Origin of the sequence: Actinomyces procaprae, assembly GCF_004798665.1 — a bacterium.
In the GTDB taxonomy this organism is placed as follows: domain Bacteria; phylum Actinomycetota; class Actinomycetes; order Actinomycetales; family Actinomycetaceae; genus Actinomyces; species Actinomyces procaprae.
Genome location: NZ_CP039292.1, coordinates 1,525,432 through 1,538,121 on the forward strand (window position 1 = coordinate 1,525,432; position 12,690 = coordinate 1,538,121).

Here is a 12,690-nt window from a genome sequence, read left to right on the forward strand (position 1 = left end):
TCCACCCGCCACAGGACCAGGAGCACCACCAAATGTCGCTGACGGTGACCGTCAAGGACGAGCTCGCACGCGTGACCACCGACAACGCCGCCCAGAGGCGAGCCGAAGTGGCCTCCATGCTGCGCTTCGCCGGTGGCCTGCATATCGTGTCCGGCCGCATCGTGGTCGAGGCGGAGCTGGACCACGGCGGCGCGGTGCGTCGGCTGCACCGCGACCTGCGCGAGCTGTTCGGCATGACTCCCGAGGTGCTGGTGGTGCAGGCCGGTTCTCTGCACCGGGGCAGCCGCTACGTGCTGCGCGTGGCCGACCGGGGCCGGGACCTGGCCCGCCTGACCGGCCTGGTGGACGCCCACGGGCGGCCCGTGCGCGGCATGCCGGTCGCCGTGGTGCAGGGAGGCCGTAATGCCTCGGCCGCCGCGTGGCGCGGCGCCTTCCTCGCCCGCGGCTCACTGACGGAGCCGGGCCGCTCATCGGCCCTGGAGGTCACCTGCCCCGGCAGCGAGGCCGCGCTCGCCCTGGTGGGGGCCGCCCGCCGCTTCGAGGTCGCCGCCAAGGCGCGCGAGGTTCGCGGCGCGGACCGCGTCGTCGTCCGCGACGGCGAGGCCATCAGCATCCTGCTGCAGCGGATGGGTGCGGTTGAGGCGAACGCCGTCTGGGTGGAGCGCCGCTCCCGGCGCGAGACCCGTGGCGCCGCGAATCGACTGGCGAACTTCGACGACGCCAACCTGCGCCGCTCGGTGCGGGCCGCCGTCACCTCGGGCGCTCGCGTTGAGCGCGCCTTCGAGATCCTGGGCGACGATGTTCCCGAGCACCTGGTACAGGCCGGCAGGCTGCGCATCCAGAACAAGCAGGCGAGCCTGGAGGAGCTTGGTCGCATGGCCGATCCGCAGCTGACCAAGGACGCGGTTGCCGGGCGCATCCGCCGACTGCTGGCGATGGCTGACAAGCGCGCGCACGAGCTGGGCATCCCGGACACCGAGTCCGTACTCACCCAAGACATGCTCGACATGTGAGATGTTCCGGCGTGTTCGCCCGTGGCGTGCCCGAACCCGCGCGGCGAAGGTCACGTGACGCTAGACTTCACGTGCCGGATCGGACGGGGACTCCCCCGCGAAGGCCGGGGCACACCATGTGTGCGCAAGTACGAGTACGTGCGCCCTTTGGCGCACTAGGAGGACACAAAGTGACCACCCGCGTTGGTATCAACGGCTTCGGCCGCATCGGCCGCAACTTCTTCCGCGCCGCCCTCGAGCAGGGCGCCGACTTCGAGGTCGTGGCCGTCAACGACCTGACCGACATCAAGACCCTCGCCCACCTCCTGAAGTTCGACTCCATCATGGGCCGCCTCGCCGCCGAGGTCACCTACGACGAGCAGAACATCATCGTTGATGGCAAGCCGATCCGCGTCCTGGCGGAGCGCGAGCCCGGCAACCTGCCCTGGGCGGACCTGGGCGTTGACGTCGTCGTGGAGTCCACCGGCTTCTTCACCGACGCCACCAAGGCCAAGGCGCACATCGACGCCGGCGCCAAGAAGGTCGTCATCTCCGCTCCGGCGAAGAACGAGGACGGCACCTTCGTGGTCGGCGTGAACGAGCAGGACTACGACAACGCCAAGCACAACATCATCTCGAACGCCTCCTGCACCACCAACTGCCTCGCCCCCGTGGCGAAGGTGCTGGACGAGGCCTTCGGCATCGAGAACGGCCTCATGGTCACGGTTCACGCCTACACCGGTGACCAGCGCATCCACGACGCGCCGCACAAGGACCTGCGTCGCGCCCGCGCCGCCGCCCTCAACATCGTTCCCACCTCCACCGGTGCCGCCCGCGCCGTTGCCCTCGTCCTCCCGCAGCTCAAGGGCAAGCTGGACGGCTACGCCATGCGCGTTCCGGTCCCGACCGGCTCGGTCACGGACCTGACCTTCAAGCCCACCAAGCCGGCCACCGTCGAGGAGATCAACGCCGCCGTCAAGGCTGCTGCCGAGGGCCCGCTCAAGGGCGTTCTGGCCTACTCCGAGGAGGACCTGGTCTCCACCGACATCGTCGGCGACTCCCACTCCTCCATCTTCGACTCGAAGCTGACCAAGGTTCAGGGCGACCAGGTCAAGGTCGTCTCCTGGTACGACAACGAGTGGGGCTACTCCAACCGCCTCGTCCAGCTGACCGCGCTGGTCTGCGAGAAGCTCGCCTGAGCTCGAGCTGGCAGATACTCACACAGTGAGCACCTGACGGACGCCCGCGCACGCAATCAGCGTGCGCGGGCGTCCGCCCGTTCAAACCAACAAACACTCATCAACACATGCGAGGTTTCATGAAGACCATCGAGTCCCTGGGCGACCTGAAGGGCAAGCGCGTACTGGTCCGCTCCGACTTCAACGTTCCGCTCGACGACGACAAGAACATCACCGACGATGGCCGCATCCGCGCGGCACTACCGACCCTCAAGGCGCTGCTCGACGCCGACGCCAAGGTCATCATTGCCGCGCACCTGGGGCGCCCTAAGGGCAAGGTCAACCCCGACTTCTCCCTCGCCCCGGTCGCGCAGCGGCTCGCCGAGCTGACCGGCGTGAACGTCACGCTGGCCGAGGACACTGTCGGCGAGGGCGCCAAGGCGGCCGTCGCCGCCCTCGAGCCCGGCAACATCGTGCTGCTGGAGAATGTGCGCTTCGACGCCGCCGAGACCTCCAAGGACGACGCGGAGCGCGCCGCCTTCGCCGAGCAGCTCGCCGCCCTGGCGGACGTGTTCGTGTCCGACGGCTTCGGGGTTGTGCACCGCAAGCAGGCCTCCGTGTACGACGTCGCCCGCATCCTCCCGGCCGCCTCCGGGCTGCTGGTCGCCAAGGAGATCGAGTCCCTCGGTAAGGCCGTCAACGACCCCGAGCGCCCCTACACCGTGGTGCTGGGCGGTTCCAAGGTCTCCGACAAGCTGGGCGTCATCGCCAACCTGCTGGGCAAGGCCGACCGCCTCCTGATCGGTGGTGGCATGGCCTACACCTTCCTTGCCGCGCAGGGCCACGAGGTCGGCACCTCCCTGCTGGAGAAGGACCAGATCGACACGGTCAAGGGCTACCTCGAGACCGCCAAGGCCAACGGCGTCGAGCTGCTGCTGCCCGTCGACACCGTAGTCGCCCCCGAGTTCAAGCCGGACGCCCCGGCCACCGTGGTCGACTCCGACGCGATCCCCGCCGACCAGATGGGCCTCGACATCGGCCCCAAGACCCGTGAGCTGTTCGCCCAGGCGATCGCCTCCTCCAAGACCGTGGTCTGGAACGGCCCCATGGGCGTGTTCGAGTTCGCCGCCTTCGCCGAGGGAACCAAGGCCGTCGCCCAGGCGATCTCGGCCTCCGAAGCGTTCTCCGTGATCGGCGGCGGCGACTCCGCCGCGGCCGTGCGCACGCTCGGCTTCGACGAGTCCACCTTCTCCCACATCTCTACCGGCGGCGGCGCGTCCCTGGAGCTGCTGGAGGGCAAGACGCTCCCCGGAATCGCCGTCCTCGAGGACTGAGCGCTCAGCTCCGTTTCCAACCGACCCCATATCGACCGTATCCACTGTTAGGAACATCCACTATGAGCAACCGCACCCCGCTGATGGCGGGCAACTGGAAGATGAACCTCGACCACCTCGAGGCCAACCACCTGGTGCAGGGCCTGGCCATGGCGCTGAGCGACGCCGGCCACGACTACGCCAAGTGCGAGGTCCTGGTCATTCCTCCGTTCACGGACATCCGCACCGTGCAGACGGTCGTTGAGGCCGACTCCCTGGACATCAAGTACGGCGCCCAGGACGTGTCCATTCACGACAACGGCGCCTACACCGGCGAGATCTCCACCGCCATGCTCACCAAGCTCGGCTGCAGTTACGTGGTGATGGGGCACTCCGAGCGCCGCGAGTACCACAATGAGTCGGACGAGCTGGTCGGCGCCAAGGCGCGCAAGGTCCTGGACGCGGGTATGACCCCGATCCTGTGCTGCGGTGAGGCGCTGGAGATCCGCAAGGCGGGCACCCACGTCGAGTTCGTGCTCGGTCAGATCCGTGCCGCTCTCGCCGGCTGGTCCGCCGAGGACGTCGCCAAGATCGTGATCGCCTACGAGCCCATCTGGGCCATCGGTACCGGCGAGACCGCCACTGCCGCGGACGCCCAGGAGGTGTGCGGTGCCATCCGTGAGGCCCTGCGCGCCGACTACGGTGACGCCACCGCGGACGCCACGCGCATCCTGTACGGCGGCTCCGCCAAGCCCGCCAACATCAAGGAGCTTATGGCCGAGGCCGACGTCGACGGCGCCCTCGTCGGCGGAGCATCGCTGAAGGCCGACTCCTTCGCGCAGATGGCCGGCTTCTACGCGTGATCCGAGCAGCTGACCAGGTCGCTTGATCAGCACCGGCGTGTGCGCCCGGTCCCAGAGGGGGACCGGGCGCACACGCGTATTTGACCCGGGATCGGGTATCCTCGCCATGAGCGGGGCCTCTGCGGCCCCTTTGCGACCAGGGCCTGATCGGCCTGAACGACGACGAAGGGAATACGGCGTGGGAGCGCTGACCATCATCCTGCAGGTGCTGCTGGTGCTTTCGAGCTTCTTCCTGATCATGACGATCCTCATGCACAAGGGCAAGGGTGGTGGCCTGTCCGACATGTTCGGAGGCGGCATCACCTCATCGGCGGGCGCCTCGGGCGTGGCTGAGCGCAACCTGAACCGCATCACCATCGGGGTCGCCGTGGTCTGGGCGGCGACCATCATCGGCCTCGGGCTGGTCGCCCGCTTCGCCTGACCGCGCCGGGCAGAACCATCACCGAGTCGCTGAAGGACGCCGTCGACGCCCGGTCCACCGCCGTCGACCCCCGAGGAGACGCGCTTGAGCGGGCGCGGGCTGGCTACCTGGCTCACCTGCGAGTCGAGCGCGGCCTGAGCCCCAACACGCTGGCCGCCTACGAGCGCGACCTCGGGCGGTACGCGGACTTCCTCCGCTCCCGCTCCATATGTACCCCCGGCCGGGTCGGCGAAGCCGACGTGGCCGCCTTCCTGGAGGCCCTGCGCACCGGCTCCGACGGCGGAAGGCCGCTGGCCGCATCCTCGGCGTCCCGCACTGTAACCGCCGTGCGCGGCTGGCACAGGTTCCTTCACGCGGAGGGCACCACCGACACGGACCCGTCCGCGGCCGTGCGCCCGCCCCAGGTGGGGCGGCGGCTGCCGAAGGCACTGACGGTGGAGGAGGTTCGGCGCCTGCTGGAGTCCGCGGGGGTCGACGACTCACCGGTCTCCCTGCGGGACCGGGCCCTGCTGGAGGTGCTGTACGCCACTGGCGCGCGTATTTCGGAGGCGGTGGGCCTGGTCGTGGACGACCTGGATTCCGGCTCCGGCTGCCTGCGCCTGTTCGGGAAGGGACGCAAGGAGCGGATCGTGCCCATGGGCCAGTACGCGTGGGAGGCGCTGGAGGCCTATCTGGTGCGCGGTCGCCCGGTCCTGGCCGCGAAGGGGCGGGGAGTGCCCCAGGTCTTCCTGAACACGCTTGGGCGGCCCCTGTCGAGGCAGTCCGCCTGGGCGGTGCTGCAGCAAGCCGCACAGCGTGCCGGGCTGGCCGCCGGCGCGGACGGTCCGGACGGGGAGGACCGTCACATCTCCCCACACACGCTGCGCCACTCCTTCGCCACCCACCTGCTCGCCGGCGGTGCGGATGTGCGCGTCGTCCAGGAGATGCTCGGCCACGCCTCGGTGACCACTACCCAGATCTACACCAAGGTTACCGTCGACCACCTGCGCGAGGTGTACGCCACCAGCCACCCGCGGGCCCGCGGCTGACGGTCGGCGGGCTCGTCTGAGAGCCCCCGCGGCCACACTTCGACTAGGCTGCCCGTGTGAGTGACGCCAAGCAGCCCGGACTGATCGACCCGCCCGAGAACTCCGCCGAGGGCAAGCAGGAGGAAGAGGAGAAGGTCTTCCCCGTCCCGGCGCCGCTTGAATCACACGGTCCGGCACGCGTCATCGCCATGTGCAACCAGAAGGGTGGCGTCGGTAAGACCACCACCACCATCAACCTGGGCGCCGCACTGGCCGAGTACGGGCGCAGGGTGCTGATCGTGGACTTCGACCCCCAGGGTGCGGCCAGCGCCGGCCTGGGCATCAACGCCCACGAGCTGGACAAGACCATCTACGACATGCTGGTGGCGGCCCGCCCCGACGTGCGCCCGATCATATCCACTCCACCTCCGTGGAGGGACTGGACCTGGTGCCCGCCAACATCGACCTGTCCGCCGCGGAGGTGCAGCTGGTCGGCGAGGTCGCCCGCGAGCAGGCTCTCGCCCGCGTCCTGCGCCCCGTCCTGGACGACTACGACGCGATCATCGTGGACTGCCAGCCGTCACTGGGCCTGCTGACCGTCAACGCGCTCACCGCCGCACACGGCGTCATCATTCCCCTGGAGACGGAGTTCTTCGCGCTGCGCGGGGTGGCGCTGCTGGTGGAGACCGTGGACCGGGTGCGCGACCGCATCAACCCGCGCCTGCAGATCGACGGCATCCTCGCAACCATGGTGGACCCGCGCACCCTGCACTCCCGGGAGGTGCTCGAGCGCCTGTCCGAAGCCTTCGGCGACAAGCTATTCGACACGCAGATCCGCCGCACCATCAAGTTCCCGGATGCCTCGGTCGCCGCCGAGCCCATCACCAGCTACGCCTCCGGGCACCCCGGCGCCGAGGCCTACCGGCGCCTGGCCCGGGAGGTCATCGCCCGCGGCAATGTCGCCTGAGCGCACGCCCGGCCAGTCCCCGCACGCCTCTCAGCCGCAACTGGAGACCGATGCCGAGGCCGCGTCGCCCGTCCCCGCGCAGGTGCCCGGCTTCAGCGTGAACCTGCCTCAATTCGAGGGCCCCTTCGACCTGCTGCTCACACTGATCGCCCGTAAGCGGCTCGATATCACCGAACTCGCCTTGGCCGAGGTCACCGATGAGTTCATCGCCTACATGCGCGCCGACTGGGACCTGGGGCGTGCCTCCGAGTTCCTGGTCGTCGCCTCCACTCTCCTGGCCCTCAAGGCTCACCGGCTGCTCCCGCACGATCCCGATGAGGCCGATGAGGACATGGAACTGCTGGAGGCACGCGACCTGCTGTTCGCCCGCCTACTCCAGTACCGTGCCTACAAGGAGGCCGCCGCCGCCCTACGGGCCCGCGCCGAGACCGCGTCCCGCAGCCACCCGCGCGTGGTGCCCCTGCCGCCCGAGCTGGCGGCCCTGCTGCCCCGGCTCGTGGCGACCATCGACGGCGAGGACCTGGCCCGCATTGCCGCGGATGTCCTCAGCCGCCCCCGCGACCCGGGGGTGCAGACCATCCACCTGCACGAGCGCGTCCCGGTGGGGGAGCAGCTGCGTATTCTCGCCGACCGGCTGCGCCGCCGGGGCAGCCTGACCTTCACCGAGCTGACCGCGGATGCGGGACGCACCGCCGTCGTCGTCGCCCGCTTCCTGGCTGTGCTGATCCTGTACCGTCAGGGCGCCGTAGACCTGGCTCAGGACGCCCCCATGGAGGAGATTACGGTCACCTGGCGCGTGGAGGCGGACGCGTCCGGCATGGCGTCCCTTGAGCTGGAGGAGGAGTTCGCATGAGTGATTCGGGATCATTGACGACGGCGGCGGACCGGCTGCCGGCGCCAGTGGAGGAGGCGGAACTGCGGGCCGCCGTCGAGGCGGTGCTGGTGGTGGCCGACGAGCCGGTCACAGCCGCAGCGCTGGCCGCCGCGCTGGGCCGGGAGGAGCCTGAAATCGTGGCGCTGCTGGAGTCGCTCGCCGACGAGTATGCGGGGGAGCACTCCACGGACTCGGGGACGGAGGCCGGCGGGCGTCAGCATGGATTCGTGCTGCGGCACGCCGCCGGCGGATGGCGGCTGGCCTCTGCACCCAGGTTCAGCGAGCTGGTGGAGCGCTTCGTCGGCGGCGCCACTGCGCCGTCTGTCGCAGGCGGCCCTGGAGACGCTGGCTGTGATCGCCTACCGTCAGCCCATTACCCGCGGTCGGATCGCGGCCGTGCGCGGCGTCAACGTGGACGGGGTGGTGCGCACCCTGCACGCGCGCGGCCTGATTGAGGAGGCGGGCACCGAGCCCTCGGGCGCGATCCTTTACCGCACCACCTCCGAGTTCCTGGAGTACCTGGGCCTGGACTCCGTCGATGACCTGCCGCCCCTGGCCCCCTACCTGCCGGACGTCTCCGCCCTGGGGGACATTGAGGACGAGATCAACGGGAGAGTGTTGCCGTGAGTGCGAGGAAGTACGACGCCCACGCTGACCGCGCGGATGAAGAAGCACGATTCGGAGTGGACTTCGGTGCCGAGGAGTTCTACGACGACGATGACCTGGAGGAGATCGACTACGAAGTCGACGCCCCGGCGCCCGAGGAGGGCGCCGGGGCGGCCGGGGCGCGGGCCTCACGTGCGGATGACCCCTACGTTGTTGGCGGGCAGCGGCTGCAGAAGGTGCTCGCGCACGCCGGCGTCGGATCCCGGCGCGTATGCGAGCAGCTGATCGCCGCGGGGAGGGTGAGCGTGGACGGCGTGCGGGTGACCGAGCCCGGGGTGCGTGTGGACCCGGCCATTCAGGAGATCCGGGTTGACGGCTCGCGGGTGCTGACCGATCCCGACGTCATCACCATCATGCTGCACAAGCCGACCGGAGTGGTCACCACCATGGAGGACCCTGAGGGGCGTCCTACGGTCGCCGAGTACGCGGAGCGGTTCCTGACCGAGCACGCCGAGCAGCTGGGCGGCGCGGAGAAGGCTGCCGCCCTGCGGCTGGTGCATGTGGGGCGGCTGGACGCCGACACCGAGGGACTGCTGCTGCTGTCCAATGACGGCGAGCTCACCCACCGGCTCACGCACCCCAGCTACGAGGTCGCCAAGACCTACGTGGCCGTGGTCGAGGGCCGGGTGGGCGCGGGCCTGCCGCAGCGGCTCCGGCGGGGCGTGGAGCTGGAGGACGGGCCGATCGCCGCGGACCGGGTGGTGATCAAGGAGGCCCGGCCGAGCGGCTCGATCGTGGAGGTCACCCTGCACTCGGGGCGGAACCGGATCGTGCGCCGCATGCTGGCCGCCGTCGGCCACCCCGTCATCCGCCTGTCCCGCACCCGGCTGGGATCACTGACCCTTGGCGGTCTGCGCCCCGGGCAGATGCGGGCGCTCACGGGTGCGGAGATCAACGCCCTGCAGCAGGAGGTCGGCCTGTGAGCGCCGCCGGAAACCCGTCCGCGCCGTTGGCCACGCGCGGCCCGGTGCTGGTGGTCGGCACCGGCCTGCTGGGCACCTCCCTGGCACTGGCCCTGACCGCCGCGGGCGTTCCGGTGCAGCTATCCGACACCTCGCCCACCTCGCTGGCGCTCGCCCGCGATATGGGTGCCGGGCAGGTGCGTGAGGCGCACAGTCCCGAACCGGACCTCATCGTGGTTGCCACCCCACCGGATGTGGCCGCGGGCGTGGTTCTGCGCGAACTGGACGCGCACCCGGACGCGGTGGTCACGGATGTCGCGAGCGTCAAGGGACGGATCGCGGCCGAGGTGCGCCGCCACGGCGGGCGGGACGCGCGTCGCTATGTGGGTTCCCACCCCATGGCCGGGAGGGAGCGGTCGGGGGCGGGCGCGGCCGACTCCGACCTGTTCGCCGGCCGTCCCTGGGTGGTGGTTGCGGATGGGGCGGCCCCGGAGGCTGAACTGGCTGTGCGCAACCTGGCCGTCGACGTCGGCGCCACCCCGGTGAGGATGAGCGCTGCCGAGCATGACGCCGCCGTCGCCGCCGTCAGTCACGTACCCCAGCTGGTCAGCTCGCTCCTGGCCGCACGGCTGGAGACCACCCCGGAGAACGCGCTCGGCCTGGCCGGGCAGGGACTGCGTGACACCACCCGCATCGCCGCCTCCGATCCGCGGCTGTGGTCGGCGATCGTGGTCGGCAACGCCGGGCCGGTGGTGGACATGCTGCGTCGGCTGCGCGGGGACCTGGACGCCCTGATCGACGGGATTGCACCTGCCGCAGTGGACCCTGCCGACCCCGCATACACGGCCGCCGGGGACGCCGCGACCATCGCCCCGGGCGCCGTCGGCGCCATAACCGACCTGATGACCCGCGGCAATGCCGGGCAGGCCCGCATACCGGGCAAGCACGGCGGGGCGCCGCGCCGCTACGCACAGGTGCAAGTGCTGGTGCCCGACTCCGCCGGCTCGCTCGGCCGGCTGTTCTCCGACGTCGGCGAGGCGGGCGTCAACATTGAGGACTTCGCCATGGAGCACTCGCCCGGGCAGAGCGCCGGCCTGGCCATGCTCTCGGTCATGCCGGCCGCCGCGCAGGGGCTGGAGGAGGCCCTGGACGCCCGCGGCTGGCGCGTGGTCGTGTCCTGAGGAGCCCGCGGCGGTCGTCCCGGCGCGGCTGTGGGCGGACTCATCTGCTGCGGATCCGCGTCCGGCCGCGTGATTGTGGGACGCTTACCCCTTGAGGCCGACCGGGCTCGCCGGGGCCCGCGGGGTTGAGTGTTGGAGGAGCACATGGGAATCGTCGTCGCCATTGACGGGCCGTCCGGGTCCGGCAAGTCCACGGTGTCCAAGCGGGTTGCGGCCGCGCTGGGGCTGGCCTACCTGGACACCGGCGCCATGTACCGGGCAGCCGCCTGGTGGTGCGAGCGCACCGGCATCGACCTGGACGACGCCGAGGCCGTCACCCATGCCGTGCAGGCCATGCCGCTGGTGATGGGGCTGGACCCCGAGGCGCCCGGCGTCACCTGCGACGGGGTGGACCTTGCCGAGGCCATCCGCGACCCGCACATCTCGACCGTGGTCTCCAAGGTGGCCACCAACCTGGACGTGCGCGCCGAAATGGCCCGGCTCCAGCGGGAGATCATCCGAGCCGAGGCGACCGGCCTGGCAGGCTCCTTCTCCCGCGGCGCTGGCATCATCGCCGAGGGGCGCGACATCACCACCGTCGTCGCACCGGATGCGGACGTGCGCCTGCTGCTGACCGCCACCGAGCAGGCCCGGCTGGAGCGTCGCGCCGCCGACCTGGACGCGGCCGGCAAGACCGTGGATGCCGCCGCTTTGCGCGATCAGGTGGTGCGCCGCGACCGCGACGACGCCACCGTCTCCCAGTTCCTCACCGCCCCCGAGGGCGTCACTCTCGTCGACACCTCGGAGCTGACCCTGGAGGAGACGATTGCCCGCGTCACCGAGCTGGTGGAGCGGGCGCGTGCCGAGGCCGCCGAGCGCGAGCAGCTGGAGGAGGCTCGCGCCGACGCCCTGCGCTCGGGCCTGGACGACTACGTGCTCGACGAGGAGGACCGGGCGCTGCTGGAGGGGGAGGAGATCCCCAGCGCCCAGGCGGGGCTGGAGGCAGGATTGCCGGTGCTGGCCGTCGTCGGCCGACCGAACGTCGGCAAGTCCACCCTGGTGAACCGGGTGCTGGGCCGCCGGGAGGCCGTGGTGCAGGACGTGCCCGGCGTTACCCGTGACCGTGTCTCCTACCCGGCCGAGTGGGCCGGCAAGCGCTTCACCATCGTCGACACCGGCGGCTGGGAGGTGGACGTGGCGGGGCTGGACGCCGCCGTTGCCGCGCAGGCCGAGGCCGCCGTGGACCTGGCCGACGCCGTGCTGCTGGTGGTGGATGCCCGCGTGGGCATCACCGAGGCGGACGACCGGATCGTCAAGATGCTTCGCCGCTCCGGCAAGCCGGTGGTGCTGGCCGCCAACAAGGTCGACTCGCCCGTGCAGGAGGGCGATGCGGCGGCTCTGTGGGCCCTGGGCCTGGGCGAGCCCTACGCCGTCTCCGCCCTGCACGGCCGGGGCAGCGGGGAGCTGCTGGACGCCGCCGTCGCCATCCTGCCGGAGGTGTCAGCCGTGGCCGGGCCGGAGCGCAGCGACGACCTGCACCGCATCGCCCTGGTGGGGCGCCCCAACGTCGGCAAGTCCTCCCTGCTGAACCAGCTCGCCGGCAGCGAGCGAGTGGTGGTCAACGAGCTGGCCGGCACCACGCGCGACCCGGTGGACGAGGTCGTCGAGTTCGACGGCCGCCAGTGGGTGCTGGTGGACACCGCCGGCATCCGCCGCCGCATCCGCCAGGCGCGCGGCGCCGACTACTACGCGGTGCTGCGCACCCAGGGGGCGGTGGAGAAGGCCGAGGTCGGCGTGGTGCTGCTGGACGCCTCAGAGGCCATCACCGAGCAGGACATCCGCGTGATCCAGCAGGTGGTGGACGCCGGCCGCGCGCTGGTGATCGTCAACAACAAGTGGGACCTGGTTGACGAGGACCGCCGCAAGCAGCTGGCGTGGGAGGCGGAGCACGAGCTCGCCCATGTGGACTGGGCGCCGCGCATCAACCTCTCCGCCCGCACCGGCTGGCACACCAACCGGCTGGCGCGCGCCCTGGACACCGCGCTGGCCGGCTGGAACACGCGCGTGCCCACGGGACGACTGAACGCCTTCCTGGGTGAGTTGCAGGCGGCCAGCCCGCACCCGGTTCGCGGCGGCAAGCAGCCGCGCATCCTGTTCGCCACCCAGGTGCAGACCGCCCCGCCGCGCATCGTCATCTTCACCACCGGCTTCCTGGACGCCGGCTACCGGCGCTTCATCGAGAACCGGCTGCGTGAGGAGTTTGGCTTCGCCGGCACCCCCATCCAGATCGGTGTGCGCGTGCGCGAGCGCCGGCAGCGGCGTTGAGGGCGGCGGTTTTGGCCCGAAA

At 70.8% G+C, this 12,690-nt stretch carries 10 protein-coding genes and 2 pseudogenes; all 12 read left to right on the forward strand.

What is annotated here, in order from left to right:
- Positions 1-32: 32 nt before the first annotated feature.
- The 12 genes and pseudogenes from whiA (at position 33) to der (ending at position 12,668) form a co-directional block, all read left to right on the forward strand.
- On the forward strand, positions 33-1,013 hold the full coding sequence (gene whiA, locus E4J16_RS06055) for a DNA-binding protein WhiA (RefSeq protein WP_136193096.1): 981 nt from the start codon (positions 33-35) through the stop codon (positions 1,011-1,013).
- Positions 1,014-1,183: 170 nt separating this feature from the next.
- On the forward strand, positions 1,184-2,191 hold the full coding sequence (gene gap, locus E4J16_RS06060) for a type I glyceraldehyde-3-phosphate dehydrogenase (protein ID WP_136193095.1): 1,008 nt from the start codon (positions 1,184-1,186) through the stop codon (positions 2,189-2,191).
- 119 nt (positions 2,192-2,310) lie between these two features.
- Positions 2,311-3,504: a phosphoglycerate kinase gene (locus tag E4J16_RS06065; RefSeq protein ID WP_136313519.1), complete on the forward strand. Its 1,194-nt coding sequence runs from the start codon at positions 2,311-2,313 to the stop codon at positions 3,502-3,504.
- A gap of 62 nt (positions 3,505-3,566) precedes the next feature.
- Entirely contained in the window at positions 3,567-4,346 is a 780-nt protein-coding gene (gene tpiA, locus E4J16_RS06070; protein WP_136193093.1) for a triose-phosphate isomerase, read from the forward strand.
- A gap of 178 nt (positions 4,347-4,524) precedes the next feature.
- Positions 4,525-4,767: a preprotein translocase subunit SecG gene (secG, locus tag E4J16_RS06075; protein WP_136193092.1), complete on the forward strand. Its 243-nt coding sequence runs from the start codon at positions 4,525-4,527 to the stop codon at positions 4,765-4,767.
- Positions 4,768-4,874: 107 nt separating this feature from the next.
- Positions 4,875-5,795: a site-specific tyrosine recombinase XerD gene (locus E4J16_RS06080; protein ID WP_204520014.1), complete on the forward strand. Its 921-nt coding sequence runs from the start codon at positions 4,875-4,877 to the stop codon at positions 5,793-5,795.
- A 56-nt stretch (positions 5,796-5,851) separates the two neighbouring features.
- A pseudogene (locus E4J16_RS06085) lies at positions 5,852-6,741 on the forward strand (ParA family protein).
- Positions 6,731-7,594 carry a segregation and condensation protein A gene (locus tag E4J16_RS06090; RefSeq protein ID WP_136313521.1) on the forward strand — a complete coding sequence of 288 codons (864 nt, stop codon included), beginning with the start codon at positions 6,731-6,733 and terminating at the stop codon, positions 7,592-7,594. Before E4J16_RS06085 ends, E4J16_RS06090 begins: the two are co-directional and overlap by 11 nt.
- A pseudogene (gene scpB / locus E4J16_RS06095) lies at positions 7,591-8,242 on the forward strand (SMC-Scp complex subunit ScpB). Before E4J16_RS06090 ends, scpB begins: the two are co-directional and overlap by 4 nt.
- Before the next feature lie 56 nt (positions 8,243-8,298).
- Positions 8,299-9,204 (forward strand): pseudouridine synthase, encoded by a 906-nt coding sequence (locus E4J16_RS06100; RefSeq protein ID WP_136314609.1) that lies wholly within the window; start codon positions 8,299-8,301, stop codon positions 9,202-9,204.
- On the forward strand, positions 9,201-10,364 hold the full coding sequence (locus E4J16_RS06105) for a prephenate dehydrogenase (RefSeq protein ID WP_136193087.1): 1,164 nt from the start codon (positions 9,201-9,203) through the stop codon (positions 10,362-10,364). Before E4J16_RS06100 ends, E4J16_RS06105 begins: the two co-directional genes overlap by 4 nt.
- A gap of 144 nt (positions 10,365-10,508) precedes the next feature.
- Positions 10,509-12,668 carry a bifunctional cytidylate kinase/GTPase Der gene (der, locus tag E4J16_RS06110; RefSeq protein ID WP_136313522.1) on the forward strand — a complete coding sequence of 720 codons (2,160 nt, stop codon included), beginning with the start codon at positions 10,509-10,511 and terminating at the stop codon, positions 12,666-12,668.
- The last annotated feature ends 22 nt before the right edge of the window (positions 12,669-12,690 follow it).